24 protein-coding genes are annotated in these 22483 nt (G+C 72.2%); 10 read left to right on the top strand and 14 right to left on the bottom strand.

Annotation, left to right across the window (positions count from 1 at the left end; genetic code table 11):
- Positions 1-84 precede the first annotated feature (84 nt).
- The 5 genes from QQZ14_RS08380 to QQZ14_RS08360 are packed head-to-tail and all read right to left on the bottom strand — an operon-like array spanning position 85 to position 5539.
- Positions 85-3105 (bottom strand): UPF0182 family membrane protein, encoded by a 3021-nt coding sequence (locus tag QQZ14_RS08380; protein ID WP_284533808.1) that lies wholly within the window; start codon positions 3103-3105, stop codon positions 85-87.
- Complete coding sequence (locus QQZ14_RS08375) at positions 3102-3722, bottom strand: PPA1309 family protein (RefSeq protein WP_284533807.1); 621 nt, start codon at positions 3720-3722, stop codon at positions 3102-3104. Before QQZ14_RS08375 ends, QQZ14_RS08380 begins: the two co-directional genes overlap by 4 nt.
- Positions 3719-4783, bottom strand: a complete 1065-nt coding sequence (locus QQZ14_RS08370) for a YlbL family protein (protein WP_284533806.1) — start codon at positions 4781-4783, stop codon at positions 3719-3721. Before QQZ14_RS08370 ends, QQZ14_RS08375 begins: the two co-directional genes overlap by 4 nt.
- 35 nt (positions 4784-4818) lie before the next feature.
- Positions 4819-5064, bottom strand: a complete 246-nt coding sequence (locus tag QQZ14_RS08365; RefSeq protein ID WP_284533805.1) for a hypothetical protein — start codon at positions 5062-5064, stop codon at positions 4819-4821.
- A gap of 49 nt (positions 5065-5113) precedes the next feature.
- Entirely contained in the window at positions 5114-5539 is a 426-nt protein-coding gene (locus QQZ14_RS08360; protein WP_284533804.1) for a molybdenum cofactor biosynthesis protein MoaE, read from the bottom strand.
- A 70-nt stretch (positions 5540-5609) separates the two neighbouring features.
- Here QQZ14_RS08360 and QQZ14_RS08355 point away from each other — a divergent pair, with 70 nt between their 5' ends.
- Positions 5610-6950: a zinc-dependent metalloprotease gene (locus QQZ14_RS08355; RefSeq protein WP_284533803.1), complete on the top strand. Its 1341-nt coding sequence runs from the start codon at positions 5610-5612 to the stop codon at positions 6948-6950.
- Complete coding sequence (locus QQZ14_RS08350) at positions 6947-7498, top strand: NUDIX hydrolase (RefSeq protein ID WP_284533802.1); 552 nt, start codon at positions 6947-6949, stop codon at positions 7496-7498. The genes QQZ14_RS08355 and QQZ14_RS08350 overlap by 4 nt, the downstream gene beginning before the upstream one ends.
- Before the next feature lie 44 nt (positions 7499-7542).
- On the opposite strand, the gene QQZ14_RS08345 is transcribed toward QQZ14_RS08350, so the two are convergent.
- From QQZ14_RS08345 to QQZ14_RS08335, 3 genes are all read right to left on the bottom strand, one after another.
- Positions 7543-8070 (bottom strand): M48 metallopeptidase family protein, encoded by a 528-nt coding sequence (locus QQZ14_RS08345; RefSeq protein WP_284533801.1) that lies wholly within the window; start codon positions 8068-8070, stop codon positions 7543-7545.
- A 10-nt stretch (positions 8071-8080) separates the two neighbouring features.
- Complete coding sequence (locus tag QQZ14_RS08340; RefSeq protein WP_284533800.1) at positions 8081-9127, bottom strand: PHP domain-containing protein; 1047 nt, start codon at positions 9125-9127, stop codon at positions 8081-8083.
- A gap of 364 nt (positions 9128-9491) precedes the next feature.
- A complete protein-coding gene (locus tag QQZ14_RS08335) occupies positions 9492-10307 on the bottom strand; it encodes an enoyl-CoA hydratase/isomerase family protein (RefSeq protein ID WP_284533799.1) in 816 nt (271 codons plus the stop codon).
- 191 nt (positions 10308-10498) lie between these two features.
- On the opposite strand from QQZ14_RS08335, the gene QQZ14_RS08330 reads away from it, so the two are divergent.
- The 7 genes from QQZ14_RS08330 (at position 10499) to QQZ14_RS08300 (ending at position 18378) form a co-directional block, all read left to right on the top strand.
- Entirely contained in the window at positions 10499-10657 is a 159-nt protein-coding gene (locus QQZ14_RS08330; RefSeq protein WP_011754982.1) for a DUF5679 domain-containing protein, read from the top strand.
- 210 nt (positions 10658-10867) lie between these two features.
- Positions 10868-11665 carry a hypothetical protein gene (locus QQZ14_RS08325; RefSeq protein ID WP_284533797.1) on the top strand — a complete coding sequence of 266 codons (798 nt, stop codon included), beginning with the start codon at positions 10868-10870 and terminating at the stop codon, positions 11663-11665.
- A gap of 9 nt (positions 11666-11674) precedes the next feature.
- The gene (locus QQZ14_RS08320) at positions 11675-12340 is read left to right on the top strand and encodes a TetR/AcrR family transcriptional regulator (RefSeq protein ID WP_284533796.1); all 666 of its coding nucleotides are present in this window, start codon (positions 11675-11677) and stop codon (positions 12338-12340) included.
- 189 nt (positions 12341-12529) lie between these two features.
- Positions 12530-13879 carry an ABC transporter substrate-binding protein gene (locus QQZ14_RS08315; RefSeq protein WP_284533795.1) on the top strand — a complete coding sequence of 450 codons (1350 nt, stop codon included), beginning with the start codon at positions 12530-12532 and terminating at the stop codon, positions 13877-13879.
- A 105-nt stretch (positions 13880-13984) separates the two neighbouring features.
- Positions 13985-14959, top strand: coding sequence for a carbohydrate ABC transporter permease (locus tag QQZ14_RS08310; RefSeq protein ID WP_284533794.1), 975 nt, complete (start codon positions 13985-13987; stop codon positions 14957-14959).
- Complete coding sequence (locus tag QQZ14_RS08305) at positions 14956-15831, top strand: carbohydrate ABC transporter permease (protein ID WP_284533793.1); 876 nt, start codon at positions 14956-14958, stop codon at positions 15829-15831. Before QQZ14_RS08310 ends, QQZ14_RS08305 begins: the two co-directional genes overlap by 4 nt.
- Positions 15832-15897: 66 nt before the next feature.
- Positions 15898-18378, top strand: a complete 2481-nt coding sequence (locus QQZ14_RS08300) for a beta-glucosidase family protein (RefSeq protein WP_284533791.1) — start codon at positions 15898-15900, stop codon at positions 18376-18378.
- A gap of 12 nt (positions 18379-18390) precedes the next feature.
- Here the strand turns inward: QQZ14_RS08300 and QQZ14_RS08295 are convergent, their stop codons facing one another.
- The 6 genes from QQZ14_RS08295 to QQZ14_RS08270 form a co-directional block, all read right to left on the bottom strand.
- The gene (locus tag QQZ14_RS08295; protein ID WP_284533846.1) at positions 18391-18552 is read right to left on the bottom strand and encodes a hypothetical protein; all 162 of its coding nucleotides are present in this window, start codon (positions 18550-18552) and stop codon (positions 18391-18393) included.
- 125 nt (positions 18553-18677) lie between these two features.
- The gene (locus tag QQZ14_RS08290; protein WP_284533790.1) at positions 18678-18884 is read right to left on the bottom strand and encodes a hypothetical protein; all 207 of its coding nucleotides are present in this window, start codon (positions 18882-18884) and stop codon (positions 18678-18680) included.
- A gap of 34 nt (positions 18885-18918) precedes the next feature.
- Entirely contained in the window at positions 18919-19083 is a 165-nt protein-coding gene (locus QQZ14_RS08285; RefSeq protein WP_284533787.1) for a hypothetical protein, read from the bottom strand.
- Between the two features lie 89 nt (positions 19084-19172).
- On the bottom strand, positions 19173-19496 hold the full coding sequence (locus tag QQZ14_RS08280; RefSeq protein ID WP_284533784.1) for a WhiB family transcriptional regulator: 324 nt from the start codon (positions 19494-19496) through the stop codon (positions 19173-19175).
- 125 nt (positions 19497-19621) lie between these two features.
- Positions 19622-19861, bottom strand: a complete 240-nt coding sequence (locus tag QQZ14_RS08275) for a hypothetical protein (RefSeq protein ID WP_284533783.1) — start codon at positions 19859-19861, stop codon at positions 19622-19624.
- Between the two features lie 155 nt (positions 19862-20016).
- Positions 20017-22077 carry an ATP-dependent DNA helicase UvrD2 gene (locus tag QQZ14_RS08270; protein WP_284533782.1) on the bottom strand — a complete coding sequence of 687 codons (2061 nt, stop codon included), beginning with the start codon at positions 22075-22077 and terminating at the stop codon, positions 20017-20019.
- A gap of 78 nt (positions 22078-22155) precedes the next feature.
- Between QQZ14_RS08270 and QQZ14_RS08265 the strand changes: the two genes are divergently transcribed.
- Positions 22156-22404 carry a mycoredoxin gene (locus QQZ14_RS08265; protein ID WP_284533781.1) on the top strand — a complete coding sequence of 83 codons (249 nt, stop codon included), beginning with the start codon at positions 22156-22158 and terminating at the stop codon, positions 22402-22404.
- Positions 22405-22483: the final 79 nt, after the last annotated feature.

Below are 22483 nucleotides of genomic sequence, written 5' to 3'. Positions count from 1 at the left end.
GTGAACACAACCTTACAGACCGGTGCGGGACGGTCCAAATCGGGTCCCGGCGACGGTCGCCGCCGGGCCCGATTCGGGGTCCGATCAGGGGGACGGCGACTCCGAGGGGGATGCCGATCCCGACGGCTCCTGGTCCGAGCTTCCCGAGCCGCCCGCGTCCCGCTGCTCGGCGAGGCGGAGGGCGGCCGCGACGGAGTCCTGCGCGCGCTTGACCTGGTCCTGGTAGGCGCCCAGGTCGCCACGGTCGAGCGCGGCCTGCGCGTCCTGGAAGGCCTGGTCGGCCTGGTCCAGGAGCCGCTGGATCCGCGAGTTGATGCTCCCGTCGCCACCGGTGTTGCCCGACCCGTCTCCGCCGTCGCCACCGGTGTCGGGCGGCGGGGTGACGGTGCCGCCGGAGGTGCCGACGAGGTCCTCGAGGGCCAGGCGGAGCGTCGTACCGACGCCGATCTGGCTGCCGTACTTCACCAGCACGTAGCGCAGGATCGGCCAGCTCGACTCCGACAGTTCCTGCTTGGCGTAGACCGGCTGGACGTACATCAGCCCGTCGTTGACCGGCAGCGTGAGCAGGTTGCCCCGGATCGGGGTCGCGCCGCTGCGGCTGAACTGCGCGACCTTGTCGGCGACGTCGGGGTCGCTGGTGAACTCGTTGGCCACGTTGCCCGGACCGGGGGTCTGGTCGTTGCTCAGCTCCAGCACGCGCATCGCGCCGTACTTGTCCGGGTCGGTGGCGTCGGAGTCGACCGAGACGAACGACGCCAGGTTGTTCTTGTTGAACGGCACGTACACCGAGGTCAGCGAGAACGTCTCGTCGCTGGTCTCGGGGTCACCGGTGAAGAGCCGGTACGGCGGCTGGAACCGGCCGCGCGCGTACGGGTCCTCGGGGACCTCCCAGCGGTTGTTGCCCTGGTAGAAGTCGCCCGCGTCGGTGACGTGGTAGCGCGCGAACTGGTAGCGCTGCACCTGGAACAGGTCCTTGGGGTACCGCAGGTGCTGCAGCAGCTCGTCGGGGATCTCCGCCTTGGGCTTCACGGTGCCGGGGAAGGCCGAGCTCCACGCCTTGAGGATCGGGTCGGTGTCATCCCAGGCGTACAGCGTCACCTCGCCGGTGTAGGCGTCGACGGTCGCCTTGACCGCGTTGCGCATGTAGTTGATCTCGTCGGTCGGCAGCGTCCGCAGGCCGGTCTCGTCCTGCAGCGAGTCGTCCGTCATCGTCTGGAACGACTCCTTCTCCGACGACGGGTACCGGTCGGTGACCGTGTAGCCGTCGACGACCCACAGGATCCGGCCGTTCACGATCGCCGGGTAGGGGTCGCTGTCGACGGTCAGCCACGGGGCGACCTTCTCGACCCGCTCGCGCGGCTGGCGGTTGAACAGCACCTTGCTGTTCTCGTTGACCCGCCCGGACAGCAGGAAGTTGGGCTCCCCGAACTTCGTCGCGAACATCAGCTGGTTGAACAGCCCGCCCACGCTCGCGTCGCCGGGGCCCTCGTACGTCGTGGTCGAGCCGGCGTCCTCGCCACCGGTCGGCAGGTTGAGCTCCACGTCCTTGGCGTCCGCGGCGGGCTTGCCCACCACGGAGTACGTCGGGCTCTGCTCGCCGTAGTAGATCCGGTCCTCGTAGTCGCCGACCGCCCGGCGCAGCCCGTCCTCGCCGGCGTTGATGCCCTGCGCCCACACCAGGCCGCTCTGGTCGCTGCCGCCGGCGCCGCTGACGCTGTTGATCTCCGAGCTGTTGTCCTCGGGGCGCTGGTTGGCGTACGCCGCGATGAGCCCGTTGCCGTGCGTGTAGACGGTGTGCAGGTTCGTCCAGTTCTTGTCGCCGTCGTTCATGCCGGCCTGGTCGAGCTCGCGCACGCCGAGCACCAGGGCCCGGTCGGTGCCGTCGATCTCGTAGCGGTCCACGTCGAGGACGTCGGCCACCGAGTAGTAGGCGCGGCTCTGCTGCACCTGCTCGAACGCGTCCCGGACCACGAGCGGGTCGACCAGCGGGACCGAGGACGTCTCGTTCGCGAGCTGGGTCAGCTCGGCCGAGGCCGCGGAGGAGGACGGCGTGTACTTCTCGACCTGCACGTCGGAGACGTCGTACGCCGTGCGCGTCGCCTCGATGTTGGCCTTGATGTACGAGGCCTCCTTGTCCGCCTCGGACGGCTTGACCTGGAACTGCTGCACGATGCCCGGCCAGATCAGGCCGAGCAGGATCGCCGAGACGGCCAGCAGCGCCAGCCCGACCGACGGCAGCTGCCAGGTGCGGCGCCACACGTTGACGAAGAACAGCACCGCGCAGATCACGGAGATGCCCAGCAGGATGTTCTTGGCCGGCAGCACCGCGTTGTCGTCGGTGTAGGTCATGCCGGTGATCAGCCCGCCGCCCTGGGAGACCAGGTCGAACCGGTCCAGCCAGTAGTCGCCGGCCTTGGCGAGCACGAACAGGCCGAGCAGCAGCGAGATCTGCGCCTGCGCCGCCCCGGAGAGCCGGTCGCGGGGCGTCTGCAGCCGGATCCCGCCGTACAGGTAGTGCACGACGGCCGCGGCGATCAGCGCCACGACCAGCACCGCCATCGCGTAGTTAAGCAGGTAGTGCAGCCACGGGAGCGTGAAGACGTAGAAGCCGATGTCCTTGTGGAAGAAGGCGTCGTCGCTGCCGAACGACACCCCGTTGCGCCACAGCAGGTAGTCGCGCCACTCACCGATCGCGGAGCTGCCCGCGAACAGGCCGAGCACCAGCGCGACGCCGAGCAGCAGCCAGGTGCGGATCGGGTTGACGGCCTCGCGGTAGCGGTCCAGGCCGTTCTGCTCCGGGGAGCTGGGCCGGAAGAACGGGCGGAAGCGGTAGGCGAGGTAGATGTTCAGGCCGACCACCAGCGCCATGCCGGCGCCGAAGACCAGGAACAGCACGGTCTTGGTCCAGAACAGCGTGCCGAAGACCTCGCCGTAGCCGGCGGACTTGTACCAGAGCCGGTCGGTGTAGATGCCCGCGAACGTGCTGAGCCCGAGGAACGCGATCACCAGCACCACCGCGGTGATGATCAGCGCGCGTGAGCGCCGAGACCCGGACCGGGCCGGGGGGCCCGCGTCGCGGGGGTCCTCGTCGAACAGCTCGCTCATCTCTGCTTCTCTCCTTCGTGCCCGGGCGTCTCCCCGGGCTCTTCCAACGTCGCCCCGAGCAGCTCCAGCAGCCCCGGCACGAGGTCGGAGCCGCCCACGACGGACTGGTCGTCGTCGTGCGCACGCAGTCGCAGTGCACAGTACGTCGCGCCCGCGCGGGTGACACCGGCGACGATGCGGACGTCCTGCCGGTCGGGGTGCTCGCGGGCGAACCGCTCCGCCGAGGCTGGGTCGTTCGGGATCAGCGGGTCCGCGTCCGGGGGCAGCACCAGGCGCTCGACGACCGCGGCGCAGCCGGTCACCTCCGGCGGCCACACGATCGTCTCGAGCGCGACCTCCAGCGACAGGTCGGGGGCGAGCTGGTCCTGCTCGATCGGGGTCAGCGACCCGTGCGCGGACGCGGCGTCCAGGCCCATCGCGGCGGCCAGGGCGGGCTCGCGCTCGACCAGCGACGCCGTGTCGACGAGCGCGTACAGCCGCGCGGGCTGGTCCCAGCCCTCCGCGGCGATGTGGCTCTCGATCTCGAGCACCGCCGAGGCCAGCGCCGGGTCGACGTCGAGGTCGGCGGTCAGGTCGGGGCTGAGCTCCGGGTCGAACTCCGGGTCGAACTCCGTCACTCGTCAGTCTCCTCGCAGCTGGGCAGGTCGGCGTCGTGGTCCTTCACCCAGGCCTCGATCGCCACCCGGGCGTCGTGCATGGTGTCGGCGCGCACCAGGCGCATGTCCTCGTTGGGGGCGCCGAGCGCGTCCGCGCAGTTGTCGGGCGGCACCAGGAACAGCTCGGCGCCGTCGTCGCGGGCGCCGACGATCTTCTGCTGGATGCCGCCGATCGGGCCGACGTTGCCGGCGGCGTCCATGGTGCCGGTGCCGGCGATCGTCGCGCCGCCGGTGAGCGACCCGGGCGTGAGGGTGTCGTAGATGGCCAACGAGAACATCAGCCCGGCGCTCGGGCCGCCGATGTTGGAGTCGATGCCGATCGTGACCTTCACCGGCAGCTCGCCCTTGGTCTGGGTGCCGACCTGGATGCCGATCTGCGGCTTGCCGTCGCTGACCTGCGGCGTCACCGACAGCTCGCGGCGCTCGCCGTCCCGGCGTACGACGAGCCGCAGCGCCCGGCCGGCCTCGACCTTGCCGACCGCGGCGACCACGTCGTCGCCGTTGGCGACCGCGACCCCGTCCACGCTGAGCAGCACGTCGCCGGTCTTCAGCACGCCGTCGGCCGGCGTGCCCTTGGCGACGCCCGCCACGACCGCCTCGGTGACGTCGTAGCCCAGCTCCTCCAGCGCGACCGCGGTCGCGGCGTCCTGGGAGCTGGTCATCTCCTGGGCGCCCTGCTTGCGGTTCTGCTCGACGGTCTCGCCGCGCTGGTAGACCGCGTCGTAGGGATAGACCGCGTCCTCGTTGCTGAGCCAGTCGCGCATCAGCTCGAAGAGGTTGTTGCTGCCCTTGGGCTCGGGCTGGGAGACGTAGACCGTGGTCATCCGCAGCTGGCCGTCGTCGCGGTAGACCTGGTGGCCCTGGATCTCGATGATCTCCTTGCCCTGGTCGTTCGTGCCGAGCACGTCGATGGTCAGGCCGGGCTCGTAGGTCACGAACGGCAGCGGCTTGAGCGCGGCCGTCACCCACAGCCCGATGAGCAGCGGCACGGCCAGGAGGCCGGCCAGAGTGCGCTGCGTCATGCCGCCAAGACTGTCAGATGTCCCCTAGGCGGCGATCAGGAGGCGCGGCGCGAGGGGCGTACGGCGACGCCGGTGGAGCGGTCGCGGTCCGGGGTCGGGACGGCGTACCCCGGGCTGGGCCGGCGCCGGCGACGCGGGTCGGGCTCGAGCGCGGCGGCCAGCCGGCGCACCGCGACCTCGCGGTCGACCTCGCCGCGGCCCTCGCGTCCGGCCCAGGCGACCCACAGCATCGCCACGACCGTGACGACGACCGACGGCACCAGCCAGAGCAGGATCTCCACGCCTCCACCGTAGGAGCGGGCGACCCGCACGCCGGGGAGGCGCGCCCGCTCAGGGGGTTCCCACCCACTCCTCGGTGCCGTCGCCGAAGCGCTGGTGCTTCCAGATCGGCACCTCGGCCTTGAGCGTGTCGATCAGCGCCCGCGAGGCGGTGAACGCGTCGCCGCGGTGCGCGGCGGTGGTGGCGACCACGACGGCGATGTCGCCGATCGCGAGGCTGCCGGTGCGGTGCACGGCCGCGACGCCCTGCACGTCGTACTCCTCCGCGACCCGCTCGCACACCTCCCGCAGCCGGGCCAGCGCGGTCGGGTGTGCGGAGTAGTCGAGGCCGGTGACGCCCTTGCCGCCGTCGTGGTCGCGGACCCGGCCGACGAACAGGGTCAGGCCGCCGGAGGCGTCGTCGTCGAGCGCGGCGACGACCTCGGCGACGTCGAGCGGGGTCTCGCGCAGGTCCACGAGGCGTACGGCGGAGCTCACGTCGCGACCCTAGAACACTCCGTCCGCCTGCACGACGCCCGGTGACCGGGGCCCGCGTACCGTTGGGGCCATGAACGACAAGCCGGGCGAGACGCCCGACGACGGCAGCGACCCGGGGCAGAACCCGTTCAAGGGCACGCCGTTCGAGCAGCTCTTCGGCGCCCTGGGCGGCCTCGGCGGTGCCGCCGGCGGTCCCGGGGCGGCCGGGCTGCCCGACCTCGGCCAGCTCTTCAGCCAGATCCAGTTCCTCATGCAGCCCCACGACGGGCCGGTCAACTGGGACCTCGCGCTCGACCTGGCCCGCAAGACCGTGGCCCAGTCCCCCGACCCGACGCCGAGCCAGCGGCAGCGCGACGCGGTGGCCGACGCCGTCCGGCTCGCCGACCACTGGCTCGACGACACCACCGCGTTCCCCTCCGGCGTCACCTCCACCGCCGCGTGGAGCCGCGCCGAGTGGGTGGTCGGCACCACCGACGTGTGGAAGGTGCTCGTCGAGCCGATCGCCGAGTCGTCGGTGCAGGCGCTCAGCGGCGCGCTGCCCGAGGAGGCCCGGGCGATGTCCGGGCCGCTGCTCGGCATCCTCGGCCAGGCCGTCGGCGGCATGCTCGCCTCGCAGGTCGGCTCCGGCCTCGGCGCCCTGGCGTCGGAGGTGCTCAGCGTCTCCGACATCGGCCTGCCGCTCGCCGCGCCCGGCAAGGCCGCGCTCGTGCCCGCCAACATCAGCGCGTTCGCCGAGGGTCTCGACGTGACCGAGGACGACCTGCTGCTCTACCTCGCGCTGCGGGAGGCCGCCCACCAGCGGCTGTTCGCCCACGTCGGCTGGCTGCGCGACCACCTGATCGGCGCGGTCGCCGACTACGCCCGCGGCATCGAGATCAACGCCCAGGGCATCCAGTCGCGCATCGAGGAGCAGATGCGCGGCATCGACCCCAACGACCCCGCCTCGATGCAGGCGCTGCTCGAGGGCGGCATGTTCGACCTGCCCCGCTCGCCGGCCCAGGAGGCCGCGCTGCAGCGCCTCGAGGTCACGCTCGCGCTGGTCGAGGGCTGGGTCGACGAGGTCGTCGGCCAGGCCACCGCCGAGCGGATGCCCGCCGCCGGCAAGCTGCAGGAGGCCTTCCGCCGCCGCCGGGCCGCGGGCGGACCCGCCGAGGAGACGTTCGCGAGCCTGGTCGGGCTCGAGCTGCGGCCCCGGCGGCTGCGCGACGCCTCGACGCTGTGGGGCTCGCTGCGCACCCGCCAGGGCGTGGAGGCCCGCGACGGCGTGTGGATGCACCCGCACCTGCTGCCGACCGCGGCCGACCTCGACGACCCGCTCGGGTTCCGCGAGGAGGCCACCGCGCTGCCCGAGCTCAGCGACGAGGACTTCGACGCCGAGCTCAAGAAGCTGCTCGACTCCCCCGACGAGTGAGCCTGCACGCCGACGCCCTGGCGGTGCTCGACGGCTGGGCCGCGCCCGACGCGGCCCAGGAGCGGCTCCGGAAGCGGTACGTCGCGCACCTGCGCGCCCACCCCGACGGGCTCGACCGCGGCTGCCGCCCCGATCACCTCACCGCCAGCACGCTGGTGCTCGACGCCGACCACGGGTCGGTGCTGCTCACCCTGCACGCCAAGGCCCGGGCCTGGTTCCAGTTCGGGGGGCACTGCGAGCCCGGTGACGCCACGCTCGCGGGGGCAGCGCTCCGCGAGGCGACCGAGGAGTCCGGGCTGGCCGGCCTGGTCCTCGACCCGGTGCCGGTGCAGCTGAGCGAGCACGCCGTACCGTTCTGCGGGGCGGGCGGGAACGTGCACCATCTCGACGTCCGGTTCGTCGCGGTCGCGCCCGCCGGCGCCGCCCACGCGGTCAGCGAGGAGTCGCTCGACGTGCGCTGGTGGCCCGCCGACGCGCTGCCCGACCCCGAGGCGGACCTGGTCGAGCTGGTGCGACTGGCCCGAGCCCGGGTTGCTGGCGGTGGTTGAGGTGCGAGCGAAGCGAGCCTCGAAACCACCGGCGAGCGGGCTCCCTAGTCGATCGCCTCGCCCGGCGGCGGCTCGAGGCGGGCGGCGGTCGACCAGCCGACGAGGTAGCCCTTGGCCCGCTCGGCGCGCGGGTAGCGGTCCACCCACGCCCAGAACTTCGCGTCGTGGCCCGGCTCGAGCAGGTGCGCGAGCTCGTGGATCAGCACGTAGTCGACGACCCACGACGGCATCCCCTGCAGCCGGACGGAGAGCCGGATCGTGCGGTCGCCAGGGGTGCACGAGCCCCAGCGGGACTGCTGGTTGTCGACCCAGCGCACCGACTCGGGCGTGGCCAGCCCGCCGAGGTAGCGGTCGTTGAGGTCCTGCGCCCGGCGCATCAGGTCACCGTCGCTGGGTCGGCGGCGGCGCTCGGAGCGGTCCAGGCGGGCGATCATCTTCTCCACCCACTCCGCCTCCTCGCGCCGGGACAGCGACGCGGGGATCATCACGACCACCCGGTCGCCGTCGCGATAGGCCGAGACGGTACGGCGGCGCCGCTTCGAGCGCCGCACCTCCACCTCGGGTCGGTCCATGGTCGAAACGCTACTTCGTCGCCCAGGCCAGCAGCCGCTCCCGCGGCCAGGTGTTGACGATCCGATCCGGGTCGATGCCGGCCGCCTCGGCCCGCTCGCACCCGTAGACCAGGAAGTCGAGCTGTCCCGGCGCGTGCGCGTCGCTGTCGATCGAGAACACGCAGCCCAGGTCGCGGGCCAGCTCCAGCAGCGCGGTCGGCGGGTCGCGCCGCTCGGGACGGGAGTTGATCTCGACGGCGACGCCGTGCTCGGCGCACGCCTCGAAGACCGCCTTCGCGTCGAAGCGCGAGCCCGGGCGGGTGCCGCGGTTGCCGGTGACCAGCCGGCCGGTGCAGTGGCCGAGCACGTTGGTGCGCGGGTTGCGGATCGCGCCGATCATCCGGCGGGTCATGTCGTCGGCGTCCATCTTCAGCTTGGAGTGGACGCTGGCGACCCGGACGTCGAGCCGGGCGAGCAGGTCGTCGTCCTGGTCGAGCGACCCGTCGTCGAGGATGTCGACCTCGATGCCCTTCAGCAGCGTGAAGTGCCCCTCCCCCGCCGAGGCCAGGTGCTGGTTGACCGCGTCGACGACGCCGAGCTGGCGGGTCAGCCGCTCCGCGCTGAGGCCGTGGGCCACGGTCAGCCGCGGCGAGTGGTCGGTGAGCACGAGGTAGTCGTGGCCGAGCTCGATCGCGGTGAACGCCATCTCCTCGATCGGCGACCCACCGTCGGACCAGTCCGAGTGGGAGTGCAGGTCGCCGCGCAGCGCCGCCCGCAGCCCCGACCCGCCGGTGGTGAGGTCGCCGCCGTGCTCGCGCTCGAGCTCGGCGAGCCGGGCCGGCATCACCCCGCGCACCGCGTCGGCGATCACCCGGGCCGTGCTCGCGCCGACCCCGGGCAGCGCGGTGAGGGTGCCGTCCTCGACGGCGGCGACGACCTGGTCGTGCGACATCGGCAGGATCGCGGCCGCGGCCCCGCGGAACGCCTTGACCTTGTAGGAGTCCTCGCGCCCCCGCTCGAGCAGGAACGCGATCCGGCGCAGCGCGGCGACCGGCCCCGCGTCGTACGTGTCCGACACGCCGTCAGCCCTCTCGTTCGTCGTGGTGCAGTGCTGGCTGGGCCCGGATTTCTTTCGTCCACACCCGGTGGAGAGCCATTGTCGCTGGTCAGCGGTGCGGGCGTCGTCTCCGGCGGGGCGTTCTCCACAGGCGGATTCCACCGCGCGGGCCGTTCCTCCACCGGCGCGACCGCCTGTCCACAGCTTTGTCCACAGGCTTGTCCACAGGCAGCAGGCCCGCCGCGTTGACCCCGCCGCCCCCGGCTCCTAGCGTGGTCGGCAGATGAGGCCCCCGGCCGCCGACGGACACTCGCAAGGGGAAGGCAAGTGTCCCGATGCGGTCGGGGGCCTCCTCACGTTCACCCGCCCGAAAGTTTCGGGCGGGTCAACGTCCGGTGAAGACCGCGGGCCGCTTCTCCTGCGCCGCGCGGATGCCCTCCTGCAGGTCCGCGGTCGCGAGCGTGATCGGCTGCGCCATCGCCTCCCACTGCAGGCAGCTCTCGAAGTCCGCGTGCCCGCCGTCGGCCAGCGCCAGCTTGGTGAGCCGGCTGGCGATCGGCGCGGTGGCGGCGATGCCCTCGGCGGTGGCGAGCACCTCGTCGAGGAACGAGGCCGGCTCGACCACCCGCGACACCAGGCCCAGCCGGAGCGCCTCGTCGGCGTCGACCAGCCGGCCGGTGAGCAGCAGGTCGCGGGCGTGCGCCTCCCCCACGACGTTCGGCAGCAGGTAGGTGCCGGCCATGCCGGCGTGCATGCCGAGCTTGACGAACGGCGCCCCGAGACGCGCGCCGGCCGCGGCGTACCGGATGTCGCAGGCCAGCGCCAGGCACAGTCCCGCGCCGATCGCCGGGCCGTTGACCGCGGCGATCGTCGGCACCTCGAGGCGCCGGATCGACAGCCAGGCGCGGTAGAACGCGATCATCCGGGTGCGCAGCTCGTCGACGGTCGCGTCCGGCTCGCTGGCGATCCACGAGGTGTTGCCGCCGGAGCAGAACGCCGAGCCGGCGCCGGTCACGACGACGACCCGCACGGACCGGTCGGCGGCCAGCGCATCGATCGCCTCGACCCAGGACGCCGTCATCGCGTCGGACATCGCGTTGCGCTGGTCGGGGTTGTCGAGGGTCAGCACGGCGACTCCGTCGGCGGGTCGCTCGAGACGCAGGTGGGTGAGGTCGGGGGCGGCAGAGAGGGGCTCGGACATGCGCACAAGGTACTGACCGGCGGCGCGGCGCGCCGTGACCCGTTTCACCGGTTCCGGTGCGCCTGACGCACACGTGACCGCTCGTGTCGTAGGGTCTGAGTCGGTTCGGCGGCAACCGCTGCCGAGCTTCCGACGGGTCTTCCCCTCTGCCCCGTCGCGACGACCAGTTATACATAGGCAAGGAGGCCGTCATGGCGGAGACCTGGAGCGGCGAGTTCTACTGCGTGAAGTGCAAGGAGAAGCGCGAGGCCGAGGGCGAGGTGAAGGTGAACGACAAGGGCACCCGGATGGCGAAGGCTGTCTGCCCGGTCTGTGGCACCAACCTCAACCGCATCCTCGGCAAGGCGTGACGCGACACTTTCGCGCGTAGCGCCCCGACGATCTGACGACGACGGCGGCGTCGGCCCGGTTCTCCCGGTCCGGCGCCGCCGTCGCCGTCTCCGGACCTGCTCCACCTCCGGCCCGCCGGCGCCCCGGGTGTCCGCGGTTGTCGCGACCAGCAGGGCCGGTGGCTGTGGAGAGAGCGCGCTCGAGCGGCGCGCAGCGGGTAGACCGCTCCCATGACTCGACTCCGGCCCGGGCTCCACGTCGTACGGCGCGACGACCAGCACCTCCAGATCGGCCTCGACCCGCCCTGGCGGCTGGTCGTCCCCGACCAGCCCGATGTCCAGCGGCTCCTCGACGACCTCGGGGCCGGCCGGGCGCCGGCACCGGACACCCCCGACGCGCACCGGGTGCTGCTCGCCCTGGCGCGGGCCGGCATGCTGCTCGACCCTGCGGGACCGGACCGGGCCGCGTCGACGCGCCGAGGAGCGGTGGCGGTGCACGGCCGCGGCCCGCTGGCCGTGGAGGCCGCCCGGGTCCTGCACACCGCCCGGCGCACCGTGGCAGAGGACGCCGGCGTCGCGCTCGTGCTCGCCGACGGCGAGCCGAGCCGGGCCGACGTGGACGCGCAGGTGCGCGCCGGGCGGCCGCACCTGGTGGTCGGCGCGTCGGCGTACGGCTACACGGTCGGCCCGTTCGTGGTGCCCGGCGCCACCGCCTGCCTGCGCTGCGTCGACGCCCACCACGGGGAGCACGACCCGCGCCGCGCGGTGGTGGTCGAGCAGCTCGACGGGCGCCCCGGCGGGCCGGACGACCCCGCGCTGCGCGCCCTGGCCGCGGCCTGGGCGGTCCGCGACGTGCTCACCTACCTGTCCGGCGTGCGGCCGGCGACCTGGTCGGCGACGGTCGCCATCGGCGCCGAGCTCGACCCGGTCCGACACCCCTGGGCGCGGCACCCGCACTGCGGCTGCTCGTGGGAGCTCGCCGCGGTGCCCGCCGCCGTACCAACTGACCGAGTGGTAAGCCAGGGTTAGGCTGCGGGCATGAGTCGTCCCGAGAGTCCCCCTGTCCGCGGACGCGCACCCCGGGCCCGCGCGCCCCGGGTCTCCGCCGACGTGCGGCGCCAGGAGATCATCCTCGCCGCCCACGAGGTCTTCGGCGCGCGCGGCTTCCACAAGGCCTCGCTCGGCGAGATCGCAGAACGGGTGGGGATCACCCACCAGGGGATCCTGCACCACTTCGGCTCCAAGGAGCAGCTGTTCGTCGAGGTGCTGATCTACCGCGAGCACCTCGACGTCGCCGACTTCGAGAACCACGAGCCGCCGCGCGGCCCCGAGATGCTCCGACACCTGGTCAAGACCGCGGTGGTGAACACCGGCCGGATCGGGCTCGTGCAGTCCTACGTCGTGCTCTCCGCCGAGTCGGTCACCGACGGTCACCCGGCCCAGACCTCGTTCCGCGAGCGCTTCGAGGTGCTGCGCGGCCTGATCGCGGCCGCCTTGGAGGCGTGCTGCGAGCCCGACGCGATGCCCTCCGCGGAGGAGCTGAGCGCCGGCGCGTCCTCGATCATCGCCGTCATGGACGGCCTGCAGGTGCAGTGGCTGCTCGACCCCGACGCCGTCCAGATGCCGGCCGCGGTCGGCCTCGTGATCGACGCGCTCCTCGAGCATTGGGGCAGCACCGAGCGCGCCTCGACCGTGCTCTCCTGACCCCGCCCCGACCGAAGATCACGATTCGGGAACATTCCTCGCTGCGATACTTACTTACCTGTCAGCAAGTGTGCTTGACTCTGCCTCGGCCACCCTGTGGCGGCAGTCACAGCCAGCGGTCTTCTCATCGCGACACTCATCGGACCGGCCCAGGGCCGGAAGGGAAGGGACCAGATGCGGACAGGGCACATGCGGGCAGCGCGAGGGCGCCGGGCGATCGCGGCGGTCATCGCCGCGGGCGCGCTCCTGGCCACCGCGGCATGCGGCAGCAGCGACGACAGCGGCAGCGGCGACAAGGCCGCCGGCGGCGACTCGTGCCAGCCGGCCGACGGGAAGGTCACGCTGACCTTCACCTCGTGGGTGCCGGGGATGCAGGAGACCGTCGATCTCTGGAACAAGAACAACCCCGACATCCAGGTGGAGTACAAGGAGGTCGTCGGCGGCAACCAGGGCACGTACCAGGCGTACTCGAACCAGATCAAGGCCGGGAAGACCCCCGACATCGGCATGATCGAGTTCGACAACCTCCCGTCGTTCCGCCTCCAGGACGGCCTCACGAACATCGGTGACTGCGCACCGGTCCAGGAGGCCGAGGGCAAGTACGTCGACTGGGCGATCTCGCAGGTCGGGTTCGGCGAGGAGGGTGCCGTGTACGGCATCCCCATGGACATCGGCCCGATGGCGCTGTACTACCGCAAGGACCTCTTCGACCAGGCCGGGATCGCCGTCCCCACGACGTGGGACGAGTACTACGACGCCGCCCAGAAGATCAAGGCCGAGGGAGCGACGATCGGCGACTTCCCGACCGACCAGCCGGCGTGGTTCACCTCGCTCGCCTGGCAGAACGGCGCCTCGTGGTTCTCCGTCGACGGCGACACCTGGAGCGTCAGCCTCGACGACGACCCGACCCAGCAGGTCGCGGACTACTGGCAGAAGCTGATCGACGAGGGCCTCGTCGACACCATCCCCGGCCTCGGCGACCCGCAGTGGAAGGCGCTCGACTCCGGTCAGGAGTGGTCGATCATCGGCGCCGCGTGGACCACCAAGCTGCTCGAGAGCGCCGCACCCAAGACCGCCGGCAAGTGGGCCGTCGCCCCGATGCCGCAGTGGACCGCCGGCGAGAACACCGCCGGCAACTGGGGCGGCTCGACCGCCGTCGTCTTCAAGGGCAGCGAGCACCCCTACGAGGCCGCGAAGTTCGCCACCTGGGCGTTCAGCAACCTCGACGCCCTCACGCTGAACAACAAGAACGGCGGCCAGTACCCGGCCACCACCGAGGGCCAGGAGCAGCTCCCCGCGCTCACTGAGGGTCTGCCCTACTACGGAGACCAGAAGGTGTGGGAGGTGTTCGCCCAGGCATCCGCCGGCGTCGACCCCAGCTTCCAGTGGGGCCCGACGATGACCGACACCTACGCCGCCCTCGCGGACGGCATCGGCAAGGCCGTCAACGGGCAGGGCACGCTCACCGACGCCCTGACCTCCGCGCAGGACAAGACCGTCGCGACCATGAAGTCCCAGTCGCTCTCGGTCGCCGACTGAGCCGTCCCGCACCAACCGACCCGTGTGGCCGGCCGACGCTCCGTGCTTTCCTCTCGCCGGCCGGCCACACGATCCTCACCACCACCCCGGAGGAGGCTCCCCACCATGACGGCACTGCCGCCGACGGTCGCCGATCCCGCCGTTCCGGTGCCGGGCGGCGCCGGTGCCCCGGCGGACCACGGACCCGCACCCCGGGCGCGCCGCGGCGACGCCGGCTCGCGGCGACACCGCAGGGCCGCGATCGGCTTCCTGGCGCCGTTCGTGACCGCCTTCGCGCTCTTCTACGTCCTGCCGATCGGGTACGCCGTGTGGCAGTCGTTCCTCACCGTCGAGCGGGAGGGCACCTTCGGTGTCGCCCACGACGCCTGGGGCGGCTTCACGCAGTACTCCCAGGTCTTCCAGGACTCCGAGTTCTGGGACAGCCTCGTCAACGTCGGGCAGTTCTTCCTGATCTCGGTGCCGCTGCAGCTCGGGCTCGCGCTGGTGTTCGCGCTGCTGCTCGACTCACCGGCCCTCAAGGCGAAGCGGTTCTTCCGGCTCGCGCTCTTCGCGCCGTACGCCGTGCCCGGCGTGATCGCCGCGCTGATGTGGGGCTTCCTCTACTCCCCCGGCACCACCCCGATCCCGGCGGTCGCCGACCGCTTCGACCTGCTCGGCCCGGACCTGGTGATGTTCACGATCGCGAACGTCGTCAACTGGGTCTACACCGGCTACAACATGCTGATCATCTACTCGGCGCTGAAGTCGATCCCGGCCGAGGTGCTCGAGGCCGCGACCGTCGACGGTGCCGGCCAGGTGCGGATGGCCTGGTCGATCAAGATCCCGCAGGTCGTCCCCGCGCTCGTGCTCACCGGCGTGTTCTCGATCATCGGCACCCTGCAGCTGTTCAACGAGCCGCAGATCTTCCGCACGATCTCGAGCGCCGTGAGCAGCACCTACACCCCGAACATGGTCGTCTACTCGACCTCGAGCATCCCCAACTACCACCTCGCGGCGGCCTACTCCGTGGTGCTCGCGCTGGTCACCTGCGCGCTGTCGTTCCTGTTCCTCAAGCTCGCGCAGAGGAGGGCCTTCCAGTGAGCACGACGACCGCTCCCCGCGCCGGCACCCGGATCCAGACCCGGCCGGTGTCCCGGCTCGCCGCCACCGGCTTCATGGCGGTGTGCACGGCGTACTTCCTGCTGCCGCTGTGGTGGCTCGTGGTCGCGTCCAGCACCACCCGCGGTGGCCTCACCGACACCAGCCTGTGGTTCCAGGGGCAGTTCGAGCTGCTGACCAACGTCCGCCACGTGCTGACCTACCAGGACGGCATCTACCTGCGCTGGATGCTCAACAGCGTGCTCTACGCCAGCATCGGCGCGCTGGTCGGCACCCTGATCGCGAGCATGGCCGGCTACGCCCTGGCCAAGTACGTCTTCCCCGGCCGCGAGGTCGTGTTCAACGTGATCCTGGCCGGCGTGCTGGTGCCGGCGACCGCACTGGCGCTGCCGCTGTTCCTGCTGTTCAGCAAGGTCGACCAGACCGACTCGTTCTGGTCGGTGCTGCTCCCGAGCATCGTCTCGCCGTTCGGCGTCTACCTGGCCCGCATCTACGCCGCGGCCGCGGTGCCGGACGAGCTGCTGGAGTCGGCCCGGCTGGACGGGGCCGGGGAGTTCCGGGCGTTCTTCACGATCTCCACCCGGCTGATGGGCCCGGCGCTGGTCACGATCTTCCTGTTCCAGTTCGTCAGCATCTGGAACAACTACCTGCTGCCGCTCGTGATGCTCCAGAACACCAAGCTCTACCCGGTGACGCTGGGCCTCGCGACCTGGAACAGCCAGAAGGCGATCGCCGGCAACCTGCAGCTGTACGTCGTGGTCGGAGCGCTGCTCTCGATCATCCCGCTGGTGATCGCCTTCCTCGCCCTCCAGCGCTTCTGGCAGAGCGGCCTGAGCGAGGGCGCCGTCAAGTAGCCCGCCCCTCGCCCTCCTCGGCACACCCCTCACCGAACCCCAGACCTCATCCCCGGGAGAACCCGCATGCCCTCCGCCGTCCCGTCCGCCGCGCCCGACCTCGATGCCCTGGTCGCGCGCCTCACCCTCGACCAGAAGGTGCGGCTGCTCACCGGCGCGGACTTCTGGGCGCTGTACGACGAGCCCGCGATCGGCCTGCGCCGGATCGTGACCTCCGACGGCCCGGCCGGCGTCCGCGGCGAGCTGTGGGACGAGCGCGACCCGTCGGTCAACATCCCCTCCCCGACCGCGCTCGCCGCCAGCTGGGACCCCGAGCTGGTCGAGACGCTGGGCCGGCTGCTGGCCCACGAGGCGCGCCGCAAGGGCGTCGACGTGGTGCTCGCCCCCACGGTGAACCTGCACCGCTCGCCGTACGGCGGCCGGCACTTCGAGTGCCTGAGCGAGGACCCGCTCCTGACCGGCGACCTCGGTGCGGCGCTCGTCCGTGGGCTGCAGTCCCAGGGGGTCGCGGCGACGGTCAAGCACTTCGTCGCCAACGACTCCGAGACCGACCGGCTCACGGTCGACGCGCGGGTCGACGAGCGGACGCTGCGTGAGCTGTACCTCGCGCCGTTCGAGACGATCGTGCGCGACGCGGGCGTGTGGGCCGTGATGGCGGCGTACAACAGCCTCAACGGGACGACGATGACCGAGAGCCCGCTGCTGCGCTCGGTGCTGCACGAGGAGTGGGGGTTCGACGGCGTGACCATGACCGACTGGTACGCCGGTCGCTCCACCGGTCCCGCGGCCCGCGGTGCCCTGGACCTGATGATGCCCGGCCCGACCGGCCCGTGGCGCCGGGCGCTCGTCGAGGCCGTGGAGGCCGGCGACGTCACCGAGGCCGAGGTCGATGCCAAGGTGCGCCGCCTGCTCCTCCTCGCCACCCGGGTCGGCGCCCTCGCCGACGGCCCCGACCCGCAGCCGGTCGACCCGTGGACCGATGCGGCGAGCGACCAGCTGGTCCGACGCGCGGCGTCGTCCGGCTTCGTGCTCGTCCGCAACGAGCCCGTCGACGGGCGGCCACTGCTGCCCGTCGACGCCGGCGGTGTCCGGCGGGTCGCCGTGATCGGCCCCAACGCGCGCGAGGCCCGCTTCCTCGGCGGCGGCAGCGCGCTGGTCTTCCCGCCCGCCACCGTCTCCCCCCTGGCCGGGCTGCTCGCGGCGTTCGGCCCCGACGTCGAGGTGACCTACTGCCAGGGCGCCCGCGGTCACGAGCGGGTCTCGGCCGCCGACCCGGAGCTGCTCACCACGCCGGACGGTGAGCGCGGCATCCTGGTCGAGTTCCGGGGCGCCGGCGGCGAGGTGCTCGGCCGCGACCGGCGCCTGGGCTCGGCGTTCAACTGGAACAACGCCTTCGAGGGCGTCGACCCGGCGCTGATCACCGAGATCGGCCTCGAGACCGTGGTGACCGCCGACCTCACCGGGGAGTACCGGATCGGCGCGTCGGGGGTCGGACGCTTCCGGCTCCGCCTCGACGACCGGCCCGCCTTCGACGAGCTGCTCGAGCTGGGGCCGGGGGCCGACCCGGTCGAGGGGCTGATGCGCCCACCTCAGGAGTGGGCGACGGTGTCGCTCAACGCCGGTGAGTCGATCCGGGTCTCGCTCACCCACGTCGTCAAGGACCACCGCGCCGGCGAGGACCTGCTCGTCTCGCTCCAGGTCGCGGTCGACTGCACGGTCGAGGACGACGATGCCGCGCTCGCACACGCGGTCGCCGACGCCGCGGCCGCCGACCTCGCGATCGTGGTCGTCGGCACCACCGAGGAGGTCGAGAGCGAGGGGTTCGACCGCGACAGCCTCGCGCTCCCCGGCCGCCAGGACGAGCTCGTGCACCGGGTCGCGCGGGCGCGGCCCGAGACGCTGGTCGTGGTCAACTCCGGCGCGCCCGTGCTGCTGCCCTGGCGCGACGAGGTCGCCGCCGTCCTGCTCGCCTGGTTCCCAGGCCAGGAGTTCGGGGGCGCGCTGGCCGACGTGGTGCTCGGCGCGGTCGAACCCGGCGGCCGGCTCCCCACGACCTGGCCGACCGCGGAGGGACCGGCGCTTGCGTCGACCACCCCGGTCGACGGGCGGCTGCCCTACGCCGAGGGCCTGCACGTCGGCTACCGCCGGTTCCTGTGCGAGCACGTGGCCCCGGCGTACTGGCTCGGCCATGGCCTCGGGTTCACGACCTGGTCGTACGACGCGGTGACCGCCGCCTCGGCACCGGACGGCGGCGCCGTCGTCGAGGTGTCGCTCACCAACACCGGCGACCGGGGTGGCCGGCAGCTGGTGCAGGTCTACCTGTCCCGCCCCGTCAGCACGATCGAGCGCCCCGTGCGGTGGCTCGCGGGCCACGCCTGGGTCGAGGCCGCGCCCGGGGCGACGGTGCGGGCGACGGTCGAGGTCGCGCCGCGCGCGTTCGAGCACTGGGACGTCGCCGCCGGAGGATGGGCGCGCGAGCCCGGCACGTTCACGGTCGAGGTCGGCCGGTCGGCCGGGGACATCGTGCTCCGCGGCGAGCTGGGCTGAACGCGCGGCCGGTCACCACCACTCGCTGTCGAGCTTGCCCTCCATCGCGCGCAGGTTGGCCCGGGAGCACTCGTCGCAGAACACCCGCTTGCGGCCGTTCTCGACGGCGGTGGTCCAGGTGAGCGTCTTCGCCGCGTCGGCCTCCTGGCGCCCGCAGAAGTCGCAGGTCATCACGGTTCGACCCTAGCCCGAACTGAGGGCCCGGACGTGCGAGAGCCGGGTACGACGTCGTCGTACCCGGCTCTCGTTCTCTCAGTCACCCGCGATCAGGACGGGGGTGAGCTTGCGGTGGTCTGGACCTACAGCGCGCGGGCGAGGGCGAGACGGGCCTGCTGCGCTGCCTGCTCGGCCTTGCGGCTGAGTCGGCGGGCGCGGACGAACTGCTGGCCGCGCCGGAGCTGCTGCGCCTCTCCCAGGCGCTCGGACATTTGCGCTCGGGCCAGATTTTCGTGGAGAAGACTCATCTTCGTGGTTCCGTTCGGGTCAGTGGTCTGGGTGGTCTTCATCGGAAAGTGGCTACTTTCGTGTTCGGTGGTGCGCTCAGAACGCGCGAGCGAGGGCGAGACGGGCCTGCTGAGCGAGTCGCTCGGCCCGGCGGTCGGTGCGCTGCACGCGGGCCAGCTGGCGGCCCGGTCGGCACTGCTCCGCCTCACCCAGGCGGGCGCTGAGGTGCGCGCGTACCAGGGTCTCGTGGCTGTGGATCATGTCGGTTCCTTTGACGTCATTGTCGAGAAGGTTGTCGAGAAGGGATCGGTGATGCTCGGGCGGGAGGTCGGGAAGCGGTCGTCGGTGGATCAGGCGGCAGCTTCGTTCTTGCGGGGGCGGCCACGGGGCCGCTTGCGGGGGATCACCACTCCTTGCAGGAAGAGCTGGCCTCCCCAGACGCCCCAGGGCTCACGGCGTTCGAGTGCTCCGTCGAGGCACAGGGCGCGGACCGGGCAGTCCTGGCACAGGGCCTTGGCGAACTCCACGTCGCTGGGCGACTCGGCGAACCAGAGCTCGGGGTTGTTCACCCGGCACGGGAGCGTCTCGTCGTCGGTCTGGACGGCCTGGTCGTGCAGGTGGCCCAGGCTCACCTCGGCAGCCCCATCGGCGCGGACGAGTTCACTGATGGTCATGTTTCACCTCCTTCTCTGACCTGATCGCGGTGGGTGTGTGCGGTGCGGGTCTTCCGGAAACAAGAAGGCCGCGGATCCCGGGGTTCGGGTTCCGCGGCCTGGAGGCTGCCGATGGCTGTTGGGTGTCAACAGGTCGGTGGTCTCCAGGCAGAGGTCCCCGGGAAGTAGGACTGGACAAGGCCCTTGTCCGTCTTGACGGCGCCCGTGGTGCTGCCGATGCCGGCCTCGCGGTCGCGCACCACGAGGGTGGCGGCGGCGGTGCAGGAATCGGTCGCACGCCGAGTCACGCCGAAGGCGTGGCCGGAAATGGGCATGCCGAAGGGCGACGGGCTCTGAGCCGTCTTCCAGGTCATGGTGCTGTTCACGAGGCCACCTCCTTCGGTGCGATTGGGCGCCGATCTTGCCAGGATCGAGTGCGCGTGCTGTTTGTTCTCGGAAAACCTAGCGGCTCCCACATGTAATGGGCAAACCATTTAGTGGGTATTTCTCGAAATTTCTTGGGCCACTTCCCCGCGAGCGGTCAGCCGACGACCGTGAGCACGTCCTCGCCGTAGCGCTCGAGCTTGGACCGGCCGATGCCGTTGATGCGCAGCAGCGCCTCGGGCGTGCGCGGCTTGTGCTCGGCGATGAGCTGCAGGGTCGCGTCGGTGAACACCACGAACGCCGGCACGCTCTCCTCGCCGGCCCGGTCGCGGCGCCACTCGCGCAACCGCTCGAAGAGCTCCTCGTCGTACGACGCCGGGCAGTCCGTGCACCGGCCGCGCTTGAGCTCCTGGCCGGTCGCGAGGGGGCGGCCGCACTCGCGGCAGTTGGCGACCTTGCGGGTGCGGGGCCGGTCCCGCGAGGCGCGCGCCTCGTCGGGCAGCAGCGGGTCGAGGAACCGCGAGGGCTTGCGCGACCCGCGGCCGCCGGGGTTGCGCGACAGCGCCCAGGACAGGGCGAGGTCGAGGCGGGCGCGGGTCATGCCGACGTAGAGCAGCCGCCGCTCCTCCTCGACCGCGGTCGGGGTGTCGGCGTAGGTGATCGGGAGGGTGCCGTCCTGGAGCCCGCAGAGGAACACCGAGTCCCACTCGAGGCCCTTGGCGGCGTGGAACGTGGCCAGCGTGACGCCGTCGGCGACCGGGGCGTGCTGCTCGGCGGCGCGCCGGTCGAGGTGGTCGACGAACGTGTTGAGGTCGGCGGCCTCGCCGGCCCGGCCGGCGTCGGCGGCGAACTGGGTGGCCTGGTCGACCAGCGCCTGCCAGGACTCCCACCGGTCACGGGTCTGGCCGCGGGTGGTGGGCGCCTCGGCGCTCCAGCCCATGCCGGCCAGGATCGCCCGCACCACCTCGACCCAGTCGCCGTCGGTGGTGTCGGCGGCGGCCTCACCGGAGCGGGCCGCGCCCCGCAGCCGGGTCACCGCCTCGCGGACCTCGGGGCGGTCGAAGAACCGGGCGGCGCCGCGCACGACGTACGGGAGACCGCGCGCGGCCAGCGCCTCCTCGAACGCCTCGGACTGGGCGTTGATGCGGAACAGGATCGCGACCTCGCCGAGCGAGCGCCCGGCGTCGCGGAGCCGGAGGATCTGGGCGGCGACCGCCTCGGCCTCGGCGACCTCGTCGGGGCGCGGGGTGTAACTGACCGGCGGGCCCGAGGGCCGCTGGGCGCGCAGCTCGACCCCGGCGCTGGCCGAGCCGCCGAGGAGGGTGTTGGCCGCGGCCACCACCTCCGGGGTGGAGCGGTAGTTGCGGACCAGCTCGATGGAGGTGGTGCCGGGGTGGCGGGCCGGGAAGTCGCGCAGGTAGGCGGCGTTGGCGCCGGCGAAGGAGTAGATGGTCTGGGCGGGGTCGCCGACGACGCACAGCTCGTCGCGGCCGCCGAGCCACAGGTCGAGGAGCGCGGACTGGATCGGGGAGACGTCCTGGAACTCGTCGACGACGAACCACTTGTACTGCCGGCGCACCTGGGCCGCCACCCGCTCGTCCTCGGCGAGCATGCCGGCGGTGAGCAGCAGGACGTCCTCCATGTCCATCCGGCCCTGGCCGCGCTTGACCTCCTCGTAGCTGCCGAACACCCGCCCGACCGTGTCGTGGTCGTGGCCGGTGACGCTGCGCCCGCGCTGCGCCGCGACGGCCGGGTAGTCGTCGGGGTGGACGTTGCTGACCTTGGCCCACTCGATCTCGGACGCGAGGTCGCGCAGCAGCGCCTGGTCGGCGCTGAGCCGCTGGCGGCGGGCGGCGGTCGCGAGCAGCCCGATCTTGGACTCGATCAGCGTCGGCAGCTCGGTGCCGTAGACGCCTGCCCAGAAGTAGCGCAGCTGGCGCAGCGCCGCGGAGTGGAACGTGCGGGCCTGGACCGGGCCGGCGCCCAGGGTGCGCAGCCGCCCGCGCATCTCGCCGGCCGCCCGCGTGGTGAACGTCACCGCGAGCACCTCGGTGGGCGCGTAGACGCCGGTGGCCACGCCGTACGCGATGCGGTGGGTGATCGCCCGGGTCTTGCCGGTGCCCGCGCCGGCGAGCACCCGGACCGGTCCGCGCAGCGCCTCCGCGACCTGGCGCTGCTCGGGGTCGAGCGCGGTGAGCAGGTCGGCGGCGGTGGCCATGCGGGGGAACATCTCCTGGGTGACGGTGGTTGGATCGGGTGCAGATCAAACCCTAGACGCCGGAGGCGACAGTCCCAGATGAGCTCCTTCACGATGTACACGACGCCCTGGTGCGGCTACTGCCACCGCCTCAAGAGCCAGCTCGACCGTGAGGGCATCACCTACGACGTCGTCGACATCGAGCAGCACCCCGAGGCCGCCGCGATCGTGGAGTCCGCGAACAACGGCAACCAGACCGTGCCGACGCTCGTGTACCCCGACGGCACCGCCCAGACCAACCCCTCCCTGGCGCAGGTCAAGGACAAGATCACCGCGCTGGCCGTCTAGGGCTCGCATCCTCCGGGCGGCTGCGGGGTTCGGCTGCTGGCAGCCGAAACCCTCACGACACGCCGGTGCGCATCGGCGT

Origin of the sequence: Nocardioides sp. T2.26MG-1, from assembly GCF_950101795.1 — a bacterium.
In the GTDB taxonomy this organism is placed as follows: Bacteria; Actinomycetota; Actinomycetes; order Propionibacteriales; family Nocardioidaceae; genus Nocardioides.
This window is presented reverse-complemented; position numbering and strand designations above follow the sequence as displayed.

Bases quoted from the DNA above. Each gene is read 5' to 3' on its own strand.
- QQZ14_RS08380 (WP_284533808.1), bottom strand. From the start codon at position 3,105: ATGAGCGAGCTGTTCGACGAGGACCCCCGCGACGCGGGCCCCCCGGCC.
- QQZ14_RS08370 (WP_284533806.1), bottom strand. From the start codon at position 4,783: ATGACGCAGCGCACTCTGGCCGGCCTCCTGGCCGTGCCGCTGCTCATC.
- QQZ14_RS08355 (WP_284533803.1), top strand. From the start codon at position 5,610: ATGAACGACAAGCCGGGCGAGACGCCCGACGACGGCAGCGACCCGGGG.
- QQZ14_RS08345 (WP_284533801.1), bottom strand. From the start codon at position 8,070: ATGGACCGACCCGAGGTGGAGGTGCGGCGCTCGAAGCGGCGCCGCCGT.
- QQZ14_RS08335 (WP_284533799.1), bottom strand. From the start codon at position 10,307: ATGTCCGAGCCCCTCTCTGCCGCCCCCGACCTCACCCACCTGCGTCTC.
- QQZ14_RS08330 (WP_011754982.1), top strand. From the start codon at position 10,499: ATGGCGGAGACCTGGAGCGGCGAGTTCTACTGCGTGAAGTGCAAGGAG.
- QQZ14_RS08325 (WP_284533797.1), top strand. From the start codon at position 10,868: ATGACTCGACTCCGGCCCGGGCTCCACGTCGTACGGCGCGACGACCAG.
- QQZ14_RS08320 (WP_284533796.1), top strand. From the start codon at position 11,675: ATGAGTCGTCCCGAGAGTCCCCCTGTCCGCGGACGCGCACCCCGGGCC.
- QQZ14_RS08315 (WP_284533795.1), top strand. From the start codon at position 12,530: ATGCGGGCAGCGCGAGGGCGCCGGGCGATCGCGGCGGTCATCGCCGCG.
- QQZ14_RS08310 (WP_284533794.1), top strand. From the start codon at position 13,985: ATGACGGCACTGCCGCCGACGGTCGCCGATCCCGCCGTTCCGGTGCCG.
- QQZ14_RS08300 (WP_284533791.1), top strand. From the start codon at position 15,898: ATGCCCTCCGCCGTCCCGTCCGCCGCGCCCGACCTCGATGCCCTGGTC.
- QQZ14_RS08290 (WP_284533790.1), bottom strand. From the start codon at position 18,884: ATGAAGACCACCCAGACCACTGACCCGAACGGAACCACGAAGATGAGT.
- QQZ14_RS08285 (WP_284533787.1), bottom strand. From the start codon at position 19,083: ATGATCCACAGCCACGAGACCCTGGTACGCGCGCACCTCAGCGCCCGC.
- QQZ14_RS08280 (WP_284533784.1), bottom strand. From the start codon at position 19,496: ATGACCATCAGTGAACTCGTCCGCGCCGATGGGGCTGCCGAGGTGAGC.
- QQZ14_RS08270 (WP_284533782.1), bottom strand. From the start codon at position 22,077: ATGGCCACCGCCGCCGACCTGCTCACCGCGCTCGACCCCGAGCAGCGC.
- QQZ14_RS08265 (WP_284533781.1), top strand. From the start codon at position 22,156: ATGAGCTCCTTCACGATGTACACGACGCCCTGGTGCGGCTACTGCCAC.